General features: G+C 70.2%; 16 protein-coding genes. 10 read left to right on the top strand and 6 right to left on the bottom strand.

What is annotated here, in order from left to right:
- Positions 1-52: 52 nt before the first annotated feature.
- Entirely contained in the window at positions 53-1,459 is a 1,407-nt protein-coding gene (locus tag ACFW9O_RS24835; RefSeq protein ID WP_384612189.1) for a family 2B encapsulin nanocompartment shell protein, read from the bottom strand.
- A gap of 177 nt (positions 1,460-1,636) precedes the next feature.
- On the opposite strand from ACFW9O_RS24835, the gene ACFW9O_RS24830 reads away from it, so the two are divergent.
- The 4 genes from ACFW9O_RS24830 (at position 1,637) to ACFW9O_RS24815 (ending at position 5,067) form a co-directional block, all read left to right on the top strand.
- Positions 1,637-2,089 (top strand): RrF2 family transcriptional regulator, encoded by a 453-nt coding sequence (locus ACFW9O_RS24830; protein WP_384612187.1) that lies wholly within the window; start codon positions 1,637-1,639, stop codon positions 2,087-2,089.
- Positions 2,090-2,200: 111 nt separating this feature from the next.
- Positions 2,201-3,397, top strand: coding sequence for a globin domain-containing protein (locus ACFW9O_RS24825; protein WP_384612185.1), 1,197 nt, complete (start codon positions 2,201-2,203; stop codon positions 3,395-3,397).
- A 138-nt stretch (positions 3,398-3,535) separates the two neighbouring features.
- On the top strand, positions 3,536-4,126 hold the full coding sequence (locus ACFW9O_RS24820) for an N-acetylmuramoyl-L-alanine amidase (RefSeq protein ID WP_351167235.1): 591 nt from the start codon (positions 3,536-3,538) through the stop codon (positions 4,124-4,126).
- Between the two features lie 44 nt (positions 4,127-4,170).
- Entirely contained in the window at positions 4,171-5,067 is an 897-nt protein-coding gene (locus tag ACFW9O_RS24815; protein ID WP_384612183.1) for a 1-aminocyclopropane-1-carboxylate deaminase/D-cysteine desulfhydrase, read from the top strand.
- 39 nt (positions 5,068-5,106) lie between these two features.
- Here the strand turns inward: ACFW9O_RS24815 and ACFW9O_RS24810 are convergent, their stop codons facing one another.
- The gene (locus ACFW9O_RS24810; RefSeq protein WP_351167239.1) at positions 5,107-6,708 is read right to left on the bottom strand and encodes a Na+/H+ antiporter; all 1,602 of its coding nucleotides are present in this window, start codon (positions 6,706-6,708) and stop codon (positions 5,107-5,109) included.
- 35 nt (positions 6,709-6,743) lie between these two features.
- Between ACFW9O_RS24810 and ACFW9O_RS24805 the strand changes: the two genes are divergently transcribed.
- From ACFW9O_RS24805 to ACFW9O_RS24795, 3 genes are all read left to right on the top strand, one after another.
- Positions 6,744-7,004: a UBP-type zinc finger domain-containing protein gene (locus tag ACFW9O_RS24805; protein WP_384612182.1), complete on the top strand. Its 261-nt coding sequence runs from the start codon at positions 6,744-6,746 to the stop codon at positions 7,002-7,004.
- 231 nt (positions 7,005-7,235) lie between these two features.
- Positions 7,236-7,649: an anti-sigma regulatory factor gene (locus ACFW9O_RS24800; protein WP_003966375.1), complete on the top strand. Its 414-nt coding sequence runs from the start codon at positions 7,236-7,238 to the stop codon at positions 7,647-7,649.
- A gap of 23 nt (positions 7,650-7,672) precedes the next feature.
- Positions 7,673-8,599, top strand: coding sequence for an RNA polymerase sigma factor SigF (locus ACFW9O_RS24795; protein ID WP_351167255.1), 927 nt, complete (start codon positions 7,673-7,675; stop codon positions 8,597-8,599).
- Positions 8,600-8,654: 55 nt separating this feature from the next.
- Here ACFW9O_RS24795 and ACFW9O_RS24790 read toward each other — a convergent pair whose 3' ends face one another.
- Complete coding sequence (locus ACFW9O_RS24790) at positions 8,655-9,104, bottom strand: hypothetical protein (protein ID WP_351167243.1); 450 nt, start codon at positions 9,102-9,104, stop codon at positions 8,655-8,657.
- A 157-nt stretch (positions 9,105-9,261) separates the two neighbouring features.
- On the opposite strand from ACFW9O_RS24790, the gene ACFW9O_RS24785 reads away from it, so the two are divergent.
- Both ACFW9O_RS24785 and ACFW9O_RS24780 read left to right on the top strand, forming a co-directional pair.
- Positions 9,262-10,230 (top strand): diacylglycerol kinase family protein, encoded by a 969-nt coding sequence (locus ACFW9O_RS24785; protein WP_351167245.1) that lies wholly within the window; start codon positions 9,262-9,264, stop codon positions 10,228-10,230.
- 320 nt (positions 10,231-10,550) lie between these two features.
- Complete coding sequence (locus tag ACFW9O_RS24780) at positions 10,551-10,808, top strand: WhiB family transcriptional regulator (RefSeq protein WP_003953983.1); 258 nt, start codon at positions 10,551-10,553, stop codon at positions 10,806-10,808.
- Positions 10,809-10,981: 173 nt separating this feature from the next.
- On the opposite strand, the gene ACFW9O_RS24775 is transcribed toward ACFW9O_RS24780, so the two are convergent.
- A complete protein-coding gene (locus tag ACFW9O_RS24775) occupies positions 10,982-12,448 on the bottom strand; it encodes a PAS domain-containing sensor histidine kinase (RefSeq protein ID WP_351180394.1) in 1,467 nt (488 codons plus the stop codon).
- Between the two features lie 438 nt (positions 12,449-12,886).
- Complete coding sequence (locus ACFW9O_RS24770; protein WP_384612180.1) at positions 12,887-13,936, bottom strand: SIS domain-containing protein; 1,050 nt, start codon at positions 13,934-13,936, stop codon at positions 12,887-12,889.
- Positions 13,937-14,120: 184 nt separating this feature from the next.
- Here ACFW9O_RS24770 and nagB point away from each other — a divergent pair, with 184 nt between their 5' ends.
- Entirely contained in the window at positions 14,121-14,906 is a 786-nt protein-coding gene (gene nagB, locus ACFW9O_RS24765) for a glucosamine-6-phosphate deaminase (protein WP_351180400.1), read from the top strand.
- A gap of 110 nt (positions 14,907-15,016) precedes the next feature.
- Here nagB and ACFW9O_RS24760 read toward each other — a convergent pair whose 3' ends face one another.
- Complete coding sequence (locus ACFW9O_RS24760; protein ID WP_384612178.1) at positions 15,017-16,549, bottom strand: glycoside hydrolase family 3 protein; 1,533 nt, start codon at positions 16,547-16,549, stop codon at positions 15,017-15,019.
- Between the last annotated feature and the right edge of the window lie 8 nt (positions 16,550-16,557).

Genomic DNA, 16,557 nt, shown 5'->3' with positions numbered 1-16,557 from the left:
TCGCGGCCCTGCGCGTACGGGCCCGGGCGGGCGTCGCCCGGGCCCGGGCGGATCACCGCCAGCGGCTGACCTCGACGTTCTCCAGGACACCGAGGGCATCCGGCACCAGGATGGCGGCGGAGTAGTAGGCCGTTACCAGGTACGAGATGATCGCCTGCTCGTCGATGCCCATGAAGCGGACCGACAGGCTCGGCTCGATCTCGTCCGGGATGCCGCTCTGCTGAAGTCCGACGACGCCCTGGTCCGCTTCACCGGTCCTCATGCAGATGATCGATGTGGTGCGGGCGTCGGTGACCGGGATCTTGTTGCAAGGGAAGATCGGAACCCCGCGCCAGGCGGGCACATGGTGCCCTCCGACCTCCACGCTCTCCGGCAGCAGCCCGCGCTTGTTGCACTCGCGGCCGAAGGCGGCGATGGCCCGCGGATGGGCGAGGAACAGATTCGACCCGCGTCGGCGCGACAGCAGTTCGTCCATGTCGTCGGGGCCGGGGGCCCCGTCGTGGGGCTGGAGCCGCTGCCCGTAGTCGCAGTTGTTGAGCAGCCCGAACTCGCGGTTGTTGATGAGCTCGTGCTCCTGGCGCTCCCTCAGCGCCTCGACGGTGAGCCGCAACTGCTGCTCGGTCTGGTTCATCGGCTGGTTGTAGAGATCGGCGACCCTGCTGTGGACCTTCAGCACGGTCTGGGCGACGCTGAGTTCGTATTCACGTGGAGCCGACTCGTAGTCGACGAACGTGTGCGGGACGACGCTCTCCCCCACATGGCCGGCGGACAGATCGATCTCCGCCTCGCCGTAGCGGTTGGTTCGCTGGTGCGGGATGGAGAGCAGTCCGGCGAGGTGGTCGCGCAGCGAGTCGGCGCGGGCCGCGAGGTTGAGCACGTCGGAGCGGCGCAGGGTCAGCAGCGTGCAGGCGGTGACGGCCCGGGCCGTGTACTCCCATGCGGCGTCGCCGTCGATCAGCGCCTGGTCACCGAAGTAGGCGCCGTCGGCGAGGACTCCGAGCACCGTCTCGTCGCCGTACGGGCCGGTGCCGACCTTCTCGACCTTTCCGTGGGCCAGCAGAAAGACGCGGTCCGCCGCGTCCCCCGAAGCGGCGAGCACCTCGCCGGCCGCCACGTCACGCTGCTCGCACCTGCGCGCCAGCTCCCCCAGCACCTCTTCGTCCCCGAAGTCCCGCAGGGCGGGCAGTTCGCCGAGCTCGGCAGGGATGACCGCGACCCGGTCGCCGGTCTGGACGAAGGTCAACCGGCCGTCCCCGACCGAATAGCTGAGCCGGCGGTTCACCCTGTACGTCCCGCCCTGCACCTGCACCCACGGCAGCATGCGCAGCAGCCACCGCGAGGTGATCTCCTGCATCTGCGGGGCGGACTTGGTCGTTGTCGCGAGGTTCCGCGCAGCCGCTGTGCCGAGACTCTGCTGCGGCGGCGGCTGCGTGTCGCGAACCTCTTCACCAACGGACATCCGACATCCTCTCGATCATGGACTGACCTGCGAGAAGAAGCCTTTCAGCAGGAGGACAGGGCGCGCTATTACACAAAAGAGTGTGACTAATCGGGCTCACGTCGGGGCACGTTGCCCTGCGTCGCGACGCGTCCTCTTTAATTTGCATCCGTCATGCAACATACCTACCCTGAGCCCATGCGCCTGACGAGATTCACCGACGTGGCACTGCGCGTACTCATGCGCCTGGCCGTCGCGACGGGGGACGAGGACCCGCCGACCACACGGGAGGTGGCGGCCACCATGCAGGTGCCCTACACCCACGCCGCGAAGGTCGTCGCCCGACTCCAGCACCTCGGCCTCGTCGACGCACGCCGCGGCCGCGGCGGCGGCCTCACCCTCACCGGAGCCGGCCGGTCGGCATCGGTCGGCGCTCTCGTGCGCCAACTGGAAGGGCCGGGCGAGGTGGTCGAGTGCGAGGGCGCCACCCCCTGCCCCCTGCGCTCCGCCTGCCGGCTGCGCTCCGCCCTCCGGGCCGCGGAGGAGGCCTTCTACGCCTCGCTCGACCCCATCGCCGTCACCGATCTCGTCTCCTCCCCCACCGGCCCCCTGCTGATCGGCATCAGCGGCACCCGACCCGCGCCGGACTGACCGGCGCACGCTCCACCGGGCGTCGATTTCGCCGCCCTAAAATATGCATCTTAAATACCAGTTCATTGGCCCCGTTGCCCTGACCCACTCCACCCCCTGAGGAGTCACCCGATGCTCTCCGAGACGTCGACCGCCACCGTCCGTGCCACCCTGCCCGCCGTCGGGGCAGGCATCGGCGACATCGCGGACCTCTTCTACCGAAAGCTGTTCGACGCCCGACCCGAGTTGCTCCGCGACCTGTTCAACCGCGGCAACCAGGCGTCCGGCACACAGCGCCAGGCTCTCGCGGGCTCCATCGCCGCCTTCGCGGCCCAGCTGGTCGAACACCCGGAGACCCGCCCCGACGCGATGCTGATCCGCATCGCCAACAAGCACGCGTCGCTCGGCATCACACCCCCGCAGTACGAGGTCGTGCACACCCATCTCTTCGCGGCCATCGCCGAGGTACTCGGTGACGCGGTCACGCCGGAAGTCGCCGCCGCCTGGGACGAGGTCTACTGGCTGATGGCCAACGCCCTGATCACCATCGAGAGCCGCCTGTACGCCCAGCAGGGCGTCGTCGCAGGTGATGTGTGGCGGGAATGGACAGTGACCTCACGGACCGATGAGACGCAGGACGTCGCCACGTTCCGGATCACCCCCTCCGACGGTGCCCCGGCTCCCGATTTCAACCCTGGCCAGTACGTCTCCGTGCAGGTCGGGCTCCCCGACGGCGCTCACCAGATACGCCAGTACAGCCTCTCCTGCGCGCCGGGTTCCGCCCTGCGTTCCCTCACGGTCAAGCGGGTACGGGGCGGAGGCACTCCTGACGGCGAGGTCTCGCAGTACCTGCACGCCCACGTGCGGGAGGGCGACCGGCTGCGCGTCTCGGCCCCGTACGGCGATCTGGTGCTCGACGACAGCGGCGCCCCGCTGCTCCTCGCCTCGGCGGGCATCGGCTGCACCCCCATGCTGTCGATGCTGGAACACCTCGTGGCGAAGGACCACCGCTCCCCCGTCACCGTGGTGCACGGCGACCGTTCGGCCGCCGATCACGCCCTGCGCGCCGACCACACCCTGCTCACCGGCAAGCTCCACGACGCCACCGCGCACTTCTGGTACGAGAACCCGGAGCCGGGCCACCCCCGGGAGCGCACCGGTACGGTCGACCTGACCGCCCTTCCGATCGCTTCCGGAACCCGCGCCTACCTCTGCGGCCCGCTGCCCTTCATGCGCGCCGTACGCTCCCAGCTGCTCGCCGAGGGTGTGCGCGCGGCCGACATCCACTACGAGGTGTTCGGCCCCGACCTCTGGCTCGCCCGGGGCTGACCGACGCCGGAGGCGGTGCCCACGGCTCGCGGAACTGTCCGGAACCACTCGCACATTGCCCGAACAGGTGGCCCGGAGGCCCGCGTTCCGGTACAAGCGCTGTACGGACACACTCCCCACGCACCAAAGGAGTCGGCCATGTCCTCACCCATGTCCGCGAGCAACTTCCTCAAGGCACTGAAGGACGAAGGGCTCACCGTCGTCCAGGTCGGCGACTGGCGTACGCACAACCGCAACCAGCAAGGCCCCTGGGGACCGGTGCACGGCGTGATGATCCATCACACCGTCACCAAGGGCACCGCCCGCACCGTCGAGATCTGCCGTGACGGCTACTCGGCCTTGCCGGGCCCGCTCTGTCACGGCGTGATCGCCAAGGACGGCCGGGTCCATCTGGTCGGCTACGGCCGCGCCAACCACGCCGGCCTCGGCGACGACGACGTCCTGCGCGCCGTCATCGCGGAGAAGGCACTGCCGACCGACAACGAGGCCAACACCGACGGAAACCGGCACTTCTACGGGTTCGAGTGCGAGAACCTCGGCGACGGCGAGGACCCCTGGCCCGCCGTCCAGCTCGAAGCCGTCGAGAAGGCCGCCGCGGCGGTCTGCCGCTTCCACGGCTGGGACGCACCCTCCGTCATCGGTCACCTGGAGTGGCAGCCGGGCAAGGTCGACCCGCGCGGCTTCTCGATGACGGGCATGCGCACCCGGATCCACGACCGGCTCAAGTAGCGGCGGGCGGTCCGCGCGCGCCGCACCGGCGGCACAATGAGTGCATGCACCACGAAGCGCTCGACCTCTCCCGGCTGCAGCCGGTTCTCCCCTCACCCCTGCAGCCGGCCGAGGACGAGCGCTTCGCCCGTCACGGCGTGACCCTGCTCCTCAAGCGCGACGATCTGATCCACCCCGACCTGCCCGGCAACAAGTGGCGGAAGCTCGCCCCCAATCTGCGGGCGGCCGCCGGACACACCGTTCTGACCTTCGGCGGGGCCTACTCCAATCACCTGCGCGCCACGGCCGCCGCCGGACGCCTGCTCGGCTTCCCCACGGTCGGGGTCGTACGCGGCGACGAACTGGCCGGCCGCCCCCTCAACCCCTCCCTCGCCCGGTGCGCGGCCGACGGCATGCGTCTGCACTTCGTGGACCGGGCCACGTACCGCTCGAAGACCGCTCCCGAGGTCCTGGACGGGCTGCTGAGCCTCTTCGGGGCGTGCACCGTCCTCCCGGAGGGCGGCAGCAACGCTCTCGCCGCACAGGGCTGCACAGCGCTCGGCCACGAGCTGCGCGGGCAGGGCGACACGGTCGCGGTGGCCTGCGGGACCGGCGGCACCCTGGCCGGGCTGGCCGCCGGACTCGGTCCGGGACAGCACGCCCTGGGCATTCCTGTGCTGCGCGGCGGCTTCCTGGAGGACGTGGTGCTGAACCTGCAGCAAGAGGCGTTCGGCGCCAGGGCCGGGCAGTGGTCCCTGGACGAGCGCTTCTACTTCGGCGGCTACGCCCGTACGACCCCGGAGCTGCACGCTTTCGCCGACGACTTCGAGGACCGCCACGGGCTGCCGGTCGAGCGGCTCTACGTGGCCAAGTTGCTGTACGCCCTGACCGCACTGGCCGCCGAGGGCGCCTTCGCCCCGGGGTCCACGGTGACCGCCGTGATCACCGGACGGCCGGACTGACCGGGCACGTCTACCGCCGGGCCCCCAGGGCTCCGGCCCTCAGCTTCCGTCCGACTCCCGGTAGGCCGCCGCCTCTTCGAGGTCGAGCCGGCGCAGCAGGGCGCGCAGCATCTCGTCGTCGATCCGCCGCTCGTCCCTGAGCTGTACGAACACCTCACGCTCGGCTCCGATCATCTCCCGCGCGAGCCGCCGGTAGGTATCGTCCGCCGATTCCCCGGTGACCGGATTGGCCGCGCCGAGCCGCTCCCACACCGCGTTGCGGCGCCGTTCCATGACGGTCCGCAGTCGTTCGGTGAGCGGTTCGGGCAGCGCGTTGCCCGGATCGGACAGCAACTCCTCCAGGCGCGCCTCCGCGGCCGTGGACGCTTCGCTCTGCGCCTGGGCCTCGGCCAGCGTCTCGGTCCGCACGTCGCGTCCCGGGAGCTTCAGCACCCTCACGAGGAGCGGCAGGGTGAGTCCCTGGATGACCAGGGTCCCGATGACGGTCGTGAAGGTCAGGAAGAGCACCAGGTTGCGGGCCGGGAAGTCCTCCCCGTCGTGCGTGACCAGCGGGATGGAGAACGCGATGGCGAGCGAGACGACGCCCCGCATCCCCGCCCAGCTCACGATGAGCGGCGAGGACCACGGCAGGTCGGGTTCGCGTTCCTTGATGCGCCGGGAGAGCCACAGGGGGAGATAGCTCGCCGGGTAGACCCAGACGAAGCGCACCACGACCACTGCGATGAACACGGCGGCCGCGTACCAGAGGGCCTCGATGACGCCGTAGGTGCCGAGCCCTCTCAGGACGAAGGGCAGCTGGAGCCCGATGAGCGCGAAGACCGCGGACTCCAGGATGAACGCGACCATCTTCCAGACCGCCGCCTCCTGGAGCCGTGTGGCGAAGTCGACCTGCCAGGAGCGGTGTCCCAGGTAGAGCGCGACGACGACCACGGCCAGCACCCCGGAGGCGTGCACCCGCTCCGCGGCCGCGTACGCCACGAAGGGGATCAGCAGCGACAGGGTGTTCTGCAGCAGCGCCTCCTTGAGGTGCGTGCGCAGCCAGTGCAGCGGCACCATCAGGACCAGACCGACACCGACTCCGCCGACCGCCGCCAGCAGGAACTCGCCGATTCCCTCGGCCCAGGTCACGCCCTCCCCGACCGCGGCGGCGAGGGCCACCCTGAAGGCGGTGATCGCGGTGGCGTCGTTCACCAGGGACTCGCCCTGGAGGATCGTCGTGACCCGGGCGGGCAGCCCGACCCGGCGCGCGATCGCGGCGGCCGTGACGGCGTCCGGCGGGGCGACCACCGCTCCGAGCACGAGCGCGGCGGTCAGCGGCAGCTCGGGCACGACCAGGTACGCCAGCCAGCCCACCGCGACGGTGGCGAAGAGTACGTACCCCACGGAGAGAAGGGCGACCGGCCGCAGATTGGCCCGCAGATCGAGGTACGAACTGTCGACCGCGGCCGTGTACAGCAGCGGAGGCAGCAGAAGCGGCAGCACGACGTGGGCGTCCAGCGTGTAATCCGGTACGCCCGGCAGATACGCCGCCAGCAGTCCCACGGCCACCAAGACCAGCGGGGCCGGCACCGGGGTCCGCCGCGCGGCCCCCGCGACCGCCGCGCTGGCCGCTACGAGTGCCACCAGCGGCAACGCGTCCATCTCACCGTCCTCGCATCCGTCGTAACGTGGCCATCATGAGTGAGTGCCTGCATGTTCTCGAAATGCCGCGCCCCGAGCCCGCCCCGCTCAGCGAAACCTGTGTCGAGTGTCTGGCCGCGGGCAGCCATCCCGTGCAGTTGCGGCTCTGTCTCACCTGCGGCCATGTCGGCTGCTGCGACTCGTCGCCCCTGAAGCACGCCACGGCGCACTTCCAGGAGACAGCTCATCCGGTCATGCGAAGTTACGAATGCGGCGACAACTGGCGCTGGTGCTTCGAGGACGGTTCGATCGTCTGACGTCTGGGTACGTCAAACCGGCGCCGGTTCTTCGCAATTGACCACCGCAGACCCCTAGCCACTGTGCGTACTCATGGGCTTACCATGAGTGACGGTCAGGGGATGGGGTCTCGGCGACACGGCATCATGGATCGCGATAGCGTCGCCGAACCACAGAACCGACGAAGACCGCATGGCTCCGGGCACTCGTCCCGGAGCCTCGAATGAGTTTGTGCCACCTTGGAGGTGAGGGTGTCCCAGATCGCAGGCGAGCCCGGGAATCAGGACTTCGTAGAGGTCCGGCTGCCCGCTGCGGGTGCCTACCTGTCGGTGCTGCGTACGGCCACGGCCGGTCTCGCAGCGCGCTTGGACTTCACTCTCGACGAGATCGAGGATCTTCGCATCGCGGTCGACGAGGCCTGCGCGATCCTGCTCCAGCAGGCCGTGCCGGGTTCCGTCCTCAGCTGCGTCTTCCGCCTCGTCGACGACTCCCTCGAGGTGACGGTGTCGGCTCCGACCACGGACGGCCGCGCTCCCGAGCGCGACACCTTCGCCTGGACGGTGCTCTCCGCACTGGCCGGCAAGGTCGACTCCACGGTCGCCGACGACCGCACGGTCAGCATCAGCCTCTACAAACAGCGCGGCGCGGGACCCGGGCCGGCGTGAGCAACGGGAACGGGGACGGTCCTGTGCGGGACGAGACGATCCGACCCGGGGTGGCGCGCCCAGCAGCCGTCCCGGAGCAACAGGCCCGGCCGCATCCGGTGGACGGTGCGGACGGGACCCAAGGCCGCACGGTCGCGGTGAAGCAGTCGCAGGCAGAGCGGGCGGGCCAGATGAGCGAGCACGGGCACCACGATCCACATGACCGCAGCGGGGCGCGGGCACTCTTCATCGAGCTGCGCGAGCTTGCCGACGGTTCGCCGGAGAAGGCGGAGCTGCGTAACCGGCTGGTGCGCATGCACCTCCCGCTCGTCGAGCACCTGGCCCGCAGATTCCGCAACCGGGGCGAGCCGCTGGACGACCTGACCCAGGTCGCGACGATCGGACTGATCAAGTCCGTGGACCGGTTCGACCCGGACCGGGGTGTCGAGTTCTCGACGTACGCGACTCCTACGGTCGTCGGCGAGATCAAGCGGCACTTCCGCGACAAGGGCTGGGCGGTGCGGGTGCCCCGCCGCCTCCAGGAGCTGCGGCTGTCGCTGACCACGGCAACCGCGGAGCTCTCCCAGCAGCACGGCCGCTCCCCGACGGTGCACGAGCTCGCGGAGCGCCTGGGCATCTCCGAGGAGGAGGTCCTGGAGGGCCTGGAATCGGCCAATGCCTACAGCACGCTCTCACTGGACGTCCCGGACACGGACGACGAGTCCCCCGCCGTGGCGGACACGCTCGGTTCCGAGGACGAGGCGCTGGAGGGCGTCGAGTACCGGGAGTCGCTCAAGCCGCTGCTCGAGGACCTCCCGCCGCGGGAGAAGCGGATTCTGCTGCTCCGCTTCTTCGGCAACATGACCCAGTCGCAGATCGCCCAGGAGGTCGGCATCTCCCAGATGCACGTCTCCCGACTACTGGCGCGCACGCTCGCACAGCTGCGCGAGCGGCTGCTTGTCGAGGAGTAGGAGCAGGCAGGAGAAGGCCCCAGGGGCACCGAATGCCCCGAGGGTGTACGAGGACTCAGGCCTCGGGGGTCGTCCGCGGCCCCCGGATGCCCAGCGCCCTCGTGGTCGCCGGGTTGAGCAGCAGCACGAGCGCCGTCACGGCGACGGCGGCGAGGGCGATCCCGGCCGGGATCAGGGCGCCCTGCGCACGCAGCAGCGTCCAGGCGACCGGCAGCGCCATGAGCTGGGTGATCAGCGCGGGGCCACGGCTCCAGCTGCGCCGCAGCAGCAGCCCGCGGGCGGCGAACAGCGGGATCAGCCCGAGTGCCAGCAGCGTGAGCCCGCCCATCTCGGCCTGCTGGGGGCTCTCGGGCCGTCCGAGCAGCCCCATGACCAGCATGTAGACCCCGCCGATGGCGAGCGCCGCCCCTTCCAGGGCACTGAGTGCGGCCACGACGGCGATCCGGCCCTGCCTCTCCGGGCCGGCCGAGGGCGACGGGGAGGGCGCGTTCTGCTGAGTACTCACGTCAGTCAGGTTGGCATCCCGGCCCGCCGAACGCGAAGTCGGGGTCGAGCCGGGGCGGAGGCCGGGCCCCCGGAGCGTCATCACTCTCCGTCACGGGCGGCGGACCGAGCGGATCAGGACTTCAGGCCGGTACCGCGCGGTAGGTACTCTGGCGGGCATGCGCGCACTTCTCGTGGTCAACCCAGCTGCCACCACTACCAGTGCGCGGACCCGTGATGTCCTCATCCACGCCCTCGCGAGCGAGATGAAACTCGAGGCCGTGACCACGGAGTACCGCGGCCACGCCCGGGACCTGGGACGACGGGCCGCCGACGCCGACGACATCGACCTCGTGGTCGCCCTCGGCGGTGACGGCACGGTCAACGAGGTCGTGAACGGCCTGCTGCACAAGGGGCCCGACGTGGACAGCCTGCCTGCCCTCGCCGTGGTTCCGGGCGGCTCCACCAACGTGTTCGCACGCGCCCTGGGCATTCCCAACGACGCCGTGGAAGCGACCGGCGCCATCCTGGACGCCCTTGCCGACCGCAGCGAACGCACGGTGGGTCTCGGCCTGGCGGCCGGCACCCCGGGTACGGCGGACGAAGCCGTTCCGGAACGCTGGTTCACTTTCTGTGCCGGACTCGGATTCGACGCGGGCGTCCTCGGCCGGGTCGAACAGAAGCGCGAGCGTGGCAAGCGTTCGACCCATCCGCTGTACGTGCGCCAGGTGATCCGGCAGTTCCTCGAGGAACCGCACCGGCGCAAGGGTCTGATCACCTTGGACGTACCCGGCCGGGACCCGGTCACGGAGCTCGCGCTGTCCATAATCTGCAACACCGCACCCTGGACCTACCTGGGGAATCGTCCGATGTACGCCGCTCCGAAGGCATCCTTCGACACCGGCCTGGACATCCTCGGCCTGAAGCGCCTCACCACCCCCGCGGTGGCGAGGTACGCCACCCAGCTGCTTACTTCGAGCCCCGAGAAGGGCCCACACGGCAAGCACGCAGTCTCCCTCCATGACCTCACCGACTTCACCTTGCATTCAAAGGCTCCACTGCCCTTCCAGATGGACGGTGACCACCTGGGACTGCGTACGAGCGTGACGTTCACAGGCGTACGCCGTGCACTGCGTGTGATTGTGTGAGTGGAAGGGCTCAAAGTCCTTTAACTCGAACGTTTGGGCTGGCCCCCACCCCTTAGAAGTACGGCTGTGACCTAGTCGACACCGAGGAATCAAAAAAAACTTTCCAGAAGGGGTTGTATCCGTCGCCGAGGTTTGCGAATCTCTACATGGCGATCGGGACGGCCCGCAACATCGGCCTCCACTGAGAGCCAGAACCCCTCCTCACCACAACAGGACCACAACCAGTTCATCTGGGAGTCGGACCTTCGTCTGCGGGGGGATTCGTGAAAGCGTTCACATTCACAAGCATCCGCAAGTAATACCAAGGAGAGGTAGCAGCCATGGACTGGCGTCACAACGCCGTTTGTCGTGAGGAAGACCCGGAGCTGTTCTTCCCCATCGGCAACACCGGTCCTGCGCTGCTGCAGATCGAGGAAGCCAAGGCCGTCTGCCGTCGCTGCCCCGTCATGGAGCAGTGCCTGCAGTGGGCGCTCGAGTCCGGCCAGGACTCCGGCGTCTGGGGTGGCCTCAGCGAGGACGAGCGCCGCGCAATGAAGCGCCGCGCCGCTCGCAACCGGGCGCGTAACGCCAGCGCCTGACCGACGCCCCCCGCACGACGAGCCTCAGCCAGGCGGCGCGTACAGAGCGTACGCACAGCCCCGCCTTCGAGTCGCAGCGCGCAGTACCCCCGAAGCGCATCGCACCGTGAGCACCACGCAGTGGGCCCGGACCGTTACCACGGTCCGGGCCCACTGCTCTGTGCGGTGCCGTTCTATTTGTCGTTGGTGACCGGGATGTCGAGGACGACCTGCGTGCCGCGCCCGGGTGCCGGGACCATGCCGAAGGTGCCGCCCAACTCGCCCTCCACCAGCGTGCGCACGATCTGCAGACCGAGATTGCCGGCCCGCTGAGGGTCGAACCCCTCGGGCAGGCCGCACCCGTCGTCCGCCACCGTGATCAGCAGCCGCCCCTCGGAGGGTGAGCCGCCCCGTACCGCGGACACCTCCACCGTGCCGGACTCGGCAAGGGTGAAGGCGTGCTCCAGTGCGTTCTGCAGCACCTCGGTGAGCACCATCGAGAGCGGAGTGGCCACTTCCGCATCGAGAACGCCGAAGCGGCCCGTGCGCCGGCAGGTGACCTTGCCGGGCGAGATCTCGGAGACCATCGCGATGACCCGGTCGGCGATCTCGTCGAACTCGACCCGCTCGTCCAGATTCTGGGACAGCGTCTCATGCACGATCGCGATCGAACCGACGCGTCGCACCGCCTCGTTCAGTGCCTCGCGGCCCTGTTCGGAGTCCATGCGGCGGGCCTGGAGGCGCAACAGGGCGGCCACCGTCTGGAGGTTGTTCTTCACCCGGTGGTGGATCTCCCGGATGGTGGCGTCCTTGGTGATCAACTCCCGCTCACGACGCCGCAGTTCCGTGACGTCGCGGAGCAGGACCAGCGAACCGATGCGGACACCCTTGGGCTTGAGCGGAATCGCTCGCAGCTGGATGACGCCGCCTTCGCCCTCGACCTCGAACTCCCTGGGCGCGTATCCGCTCGCCACCTTGACCAGGGCCTCGTCGACCGGGCCCCGCGAGGGAGCGAGCTCGGCCGTCGTCGCTCCGAGGTGGTGGCCGACGAGATCGGAGGCGAGGCCGAGACGGTGGTAGGCGGAGAGGCCGTTGGGGCTGGCGTACTGGACGACGCCGTCGGCATCGAGCCTGATCAGCCCGTCGCCCACGCGCGGCGAAGCATCCATGTCGACCTGCTGGCCCGGGAACGGGAAGGACCCGGCGGCGATCATCTGGGCCAGGTCGGAGGCGGACTGGAGGTAGGTGAGCTCCAGCCGGGACGGCGTACGCACGGTGAGCAGGTTCGTGTTGCGGGCGATGACCCCGAGGACCCTGCCCTCACGGCGTACGGGGATCGACTCGACCCGTACGGGAACCTCCTCGCGCCACTCCGGGTCGCCCTCGCGCACGATCCGCCCCTCGTCCAGGGCCGCGTCCAGCAGGGGTCGGCGGCCCCGCGGCACCAGATGGCCGACCATGTCGTCCTGGTAGGAGGTGGGGCCGGTGTTGGGCCGCATCTGCGCCACGGACACATAGCGGGTCCCGTCGCGGGTGGGCACCCACAGGACGAGGTCGGCGAAGGACAGATCGGAGAGCAGTTGCCACTCCGAGACCAGCAGATGGAGCCACTCGAGGTCGGTGTCACTCAGGGCTGTGTGCTGGCGGACAAGGTCGTTCATGGAGGGCACAGGGCGAGCGTACCTGTGGATACCGACAGGTTCCGAACCGATCCGCCCGCCGATGCGTGACACTGTGCAGTGCGGTCGCGCACGGAAAACGTCCGCGCCCACGGATGGACACGGACTATTGGTCTAGTCCACAATGCACCAGGAATGTACATGGTGGAATAAGAGCATCATGTACAAGACAGACCTCCGCTCTCCCCGCACAGGAGAGCGGATCGAGACACCCGGCGCTCTCTGCCCTGACTGCGCCGGTGTCTCCAGTGGCCGGAGGCACCGCACACCGCCGGCCAGGTAGCTCCGGGCTGCGGTGCCGGACGGGCTGAGGGTCCCGTCCCGGCGCCGCGGCCCGCGGGTGTTTCCGGGGCCCGGCGGACCGGGCCCGGACCGCCGGGAAACCGCCGGGAAACCGCCGCCCGGGATCCGCCCCGGAGGTCACCTCGTCTCGGTGACCTTGGCAAGGGCGCGCGGCGCGTCCGGATCCTGTCCCCGGGCGATGGTCACCTCGTACGCCAGCATCTGCAGCGGCAGGATCTCCAGAACCGGCTGCAGCTCCTCCGCCACCCCGGCCGTCGGCAGCGCGAAGCCCGCCGACGCGGCCTCCACCTGCGCCTGGGGGCCGACGACGAAGAGGTCGGCCCCGCGGCCGCGGAGCCGGTCCAGGACGGGCTGCAGGGCCTTTCCGCCCCGGCCGTCCGTGACCACGGCGATCACCGGGGAGATGTTGTCGACCATGGCCAGCGGACCGTGCAGCAGATCCGCGCCCGAGTAGGACAGCGCGGGGATGTAGCTGGTCTCCATCAGCTTGAGGGCGGCCTCCTTGGCCGTGGGATAGCCGTAACCGCGCGAGGTGATGACCATGCGCTCGGCGAAGCGGTAGCGCGAGGCCAGCGCCGCCACCTCCGCCCGGCGGGCCAGGATCCCGTCGGCCAGGTCCGGCAGCACCCCGGCCGCGGCAGCCCCGTCGCCACCGCCCAGGGCCTCCACGAAGAGGTACAGCGCCAGCAGGGACGCGGTGTAGGTCTTCGTGGCGGGCAGGGCCCGCTCCGGGCCCGCCAGGATGTCGATGTGGTGCTCGGAGACCGCGGCCAGCCCCGAGTCCGGATTGTTCGTCACCGCGAGGGTGACCGCACCGGCCTCCCTCGCGGCCTTCGTGGAGGCGACCAGGTCCGGCGATCCCCCCGACTGGCTGATGGTGATCACCAGGACGTCCGTCAGATCCGGCTTCGCGCCGTACGCCGTCGTGGTGGACATCGAGGCGAGCCCGCACGGCAGGCCGAGCCGGATCTCCAGGAGGTACTTCGCGTAGAGCGCCGCGTTGTCCGACGTACCGCGCGCGGTGAGCAGGACGAAGCGCGGCTTCCTCGCCGCGATCTCGGCTGCCACGGCGCCGATCGGACCGGCCCCCCGACGGAGGATGCGCCTGAGCACCTCGGGCTGCTCGGCCATCTCAGCGGACATGATCACACCCGGACGATCGGACATGACGGTACCTCCCGGTCGGTGCTGGCTCGCACGAGTCGAACACGACAAACCGGACCTCCGCCAGCGGGGCGGCGCAGGGCTTTCCGCGTGCGGACAGTTCACCTCCGCACTACCCGTTTCTGCTAGATTGGACTTCGATTGGTCTATACCACATGACGCCACTCTCCAGATCGGCAGGCACAGCGTGGAAGTTGTCATCGTCCCGGACGCCACGGCAGGCGGCGAACTCATCGCGGAGGCCATCGGCGCCCTGCTGCGCCGCAAGCCCGACGCCCTGCTCGGCGTTGCCACCGGCTCGACCCCGCTGCCCATTTACCAGGCCCTGGTGGCCAAGGTCCGCTCCGGCGCGGTGGACGCCTCGCGCGCCCGCGTCTGCCAGCTCGACGAGTACGTGGGGCTGCCTGTCGGCCACCCCGAGTCCTACCGTTCCGTGGTGCTGCGCGAGGTCGTCGAACCGCTCGGCCTGTCCGAGGCTTCCTTCATGGGCCCGGACGGCTCCGCCGAGGACGTCCAGGCCGCCTGCGAGGCGTACGACAAGGCGCTCGCCGAGGCCGGCGGAGTCGACCTCCAGCTGCTCGGCATCGGCACCGACGGGCACATCGGCTTCAACGAGCCGTGCTCCTCGCTCGCCTCCCGTACCCGGATCAAGACCCTGACCGAGCAGACCCGCGTCGACAACGCACGCTTCTTCGACAACGACATCGCACAGGTGCCGCGCCACGTCATCACCCAGGGCATCGGCACGATCCTGGAGTCCCGCCACCCCATCCTCCTGGCCACGGGCGAGGGCAAGGCCGACGCGGTGGCCCAGACCGTGGAGGGGCCGGTCGCCTCGATCGTGCCGGCGTCCGCGCTGCAGCTGCATCCGCGCGCCACGGTGGTCGTCGACGAGGCGGCGGCGTCGAAGCTGAAGCTCGCCGACTACTTCCGGGCCACGTACGCGGCGAAGCCCGCGTGGCAGGGGATCTGAGACACCCCGACGGGAGAGGGCCGGACACCCAGTGGGTGTCCGGCCCTCTCCCGTTCCGACTTGCCGTGCCCTCGGCCGACGAACGCTCCGCCCGTCGGCCGGGCCCGCACTCACACGTCCCGGACGCCCGTGATCGCCTCGGCCGCCGCGATCCCGCACACCCGCGCCGCCCCATGGGTGGCGATGTGCAGTGCCCCCCTCGTCGGCGCCTTCGGCAGGCCCATCTCGACCACGACGGTGTCGGGACGCGCCGCCACCAGGGCGTCGAGCGCCTCCCCCATCCAGGCATGGCGGTGCGCGTCACGGACGACAGCGACGATCCGCCGGTCCCCCGCCGCCTTGAGCACCTGGTCCGTGGCCGCCTGCGTCCCCTCGCCGTACGTGTCCGTCCCGGTGCCGGGCACCAACCGGGCCAGCTCCTCCGCGACGCCCCACGGGGTCTCGTCGCCGACCGCGATGTTGGCGACCGGGGTGAACGCGGCAACGTACGCGGGCCCGGTCAGCGGTCCGGCGCTGCCGGTGACCTTCACGGCACGGCGGGCCGCGACGAGCCCGATGCCGCTGTCGGCTCCGGCGCCGGGCGCGGTCCCCTCCTGCATGTCCGCGCCCGGCCCCGAGGCAGCCCCCCTGGCCCGCTGCGTCCAGGACGCGAGGGCCCGTACCCGTGCGGCGGCGTCGGCCAGCCGCTCCTCCGGGAGTTCACCGCTCCGTACCGCCGCCACCAAGGCGTCGCGCAGCCGCAGCACGGTCTCCTCGTCCGCCAGTCCGCCTCCGACACAGATGGCGTCGGCGCCGGCGGCGATGGCGAGGACGGAGCCGCGCTCGATGCCGTACGTACCGGCGATGGCGTCCATCTCCATGCCGTCGGTGACGATCAGCCCGTCGTAACCCAGCTCCTGGCGCAGCAGCCCCGTGAGGATCTGGGGGCTCAGCGTCGCCGGGCGGTTCGGGTCGAGTGCGGGAAGCAGGATATGTGCACTCATCACTGATTTGGAACCCGCTGCGATGGCCGCCCTGAAAGGCACCAGCTCACGGGCGTGCAGCGTGTCCAGATCCACATCGATGCGGGGCATCGCGTGGTGCGAGTCGACCGCCGTGTCGCCGTGTCCGGGGAAGTGCTTGGTGCAGGCGGCCACGCCGGCGGCCTGGAGGCCCTCGACATACGCGGCGGTGTGCCGGGCGACCAGGGCGGTGTCGGCGCCGAAGGACCGGACGCCGATGACCGGATTGCCGGGATTGGAGTTGACGTCCGCGGACGGCGCCCAGTTGAGGTTGACGCCGCACTCGGCCAGCCGGCGGCCGAGCTCCCGGGCCACCGCCCGGGTCAGGTCGATGTCGTCGACGAAGCCGAGGGCGTTGTTGCCGGGGAACGACGAGCCGTTGCGGACCTCCAGGCGGGTGACGTCGCCGCCCTCCTCGTCGATCGCGACGAGGACGTCGTCCCGCTCGGCCCGCAGCTGCGCGGTGAGCGCGGCAAGTTGTTCGGGGGATTCGATGTTCCGGCCGAACAGGCCGACGGAGGCGAGGCCTTCGCCGACCCTCCGACGCAGCCAGTCGGGGGCGGTGGTGCCGGTGAACCCGGGCTGCAGCACGGCGAGGGCGTCGCGCGTGACAGTGTCCGTAATGGATACGAGGGTGGTCATCGCGCGCG

The organism is Streptomyces sp. NPDC059499, from assembly GCF_042749285.1.
Lineage (GTDB): Bacteria > Actinomycetota > Actinomycetes > Streptomycetales > Streptomycetaceae > Streptomyces.
Note: the sequence above shows the minus strand (reverse complement) of the source record. Positions and strands in the feature narration are given on the sequence as shown.

What these genes read in the sequence shown, in the direction of transcription:
- ACFW9O_RS24835 (WP_384612189.1), bottom strand. Translation starts at nt 1,459, where the DNA reads ATGTCCGTTGGTGAAGAGGTTCGCGACACGCAGCCGCCGCCGCAGCAG.
- ACFW9O_RS24830 (WP_384612187.1), top strand. Translation starts at nt 1,637, where the DNA reads ATGCGCCTGACGAGATTCACCGACGTGGCACTGCGCGTACTCATGCGC.
- ACFW9O_RS24825 (WP_384612185.1), top strand. Translation starts at nt 2,201, where the DNA reads ATGCTCTCCGAGACGTCGACCGCCACCGTCCGTGCCACCCTGCCCGCC.
- ACFW9O_RS24820 (WP_351167235.1), top strand. Translation starts at nt 3,536, where the DNA reads ATGTCCTCACCCATGTCCGCGAGCAACTTCCTCAAGGCACTGAAGGAC.
- ACFW9O_RS24815 (WP_384612183.1), top strand. Translation starts at nt 4,171, where the DNA reads ATGCACCACGAAGCGCTCGACCTCTCCCGGCTGCAGCCGGTTCTCCCC.
- ACFW9O_RS24810 (WP_351167239.1), bottom strand. Translation starts at nt 6,708, where the DNA reads ATGGACGCGTTGCCGCTGGTGGCACTCGTAGCGGCCAGCGCGGCGGTC.
- ACFW9O_RS24805 (WP_384612182.1), top strand. Translation starts at nt 6,744, where the DNA reads ATGAGTGAGTGCCTGCATGTTCTCGAAATGCCGCGCCCCGAGCCCGCC.
- ACFW9O_RS24785 (WP_351167245.1), top strand. Translation starts at nt 9,262, where the DNA reads ATGCGCGCACTTCTCGTGGTCAACCCAGCTGCCACCACTACCAGTGCG.
- ACFW9O_RS24780 (WP_003953983.1), top strand. Translation starts at nt 10,551, where the DNA reads ATGGACTGGCGTCACAACGCCGTTTGTCGTGAGGAAGACCCGGAGCTG.
- ACFW9O_RS24775 (WP_351180394.1), bottom strand. Translation starts at nt 12,448, where the DNA reads ATGAACGACCTTGTCCGCCAGCACACAGCCCTGAGTGACACCGACCTC.
- ACFW9O_RS24770 (WP_384612180.1), bottom strand. Translation starts at nt 13,936, where the DNA reads ATGTCCGATCGTCCGGGTGTGATCATGTCCGCTGAGATGGCCGAGCAG.
- ACFW9O_RS24760 (WP_384612178.1), bottom strand. Translation starts at nt 16,549, where the DNA reads ATGACCACCCTCGTATCCATTACGGACACTGTCACGCGCGACGCCCTC.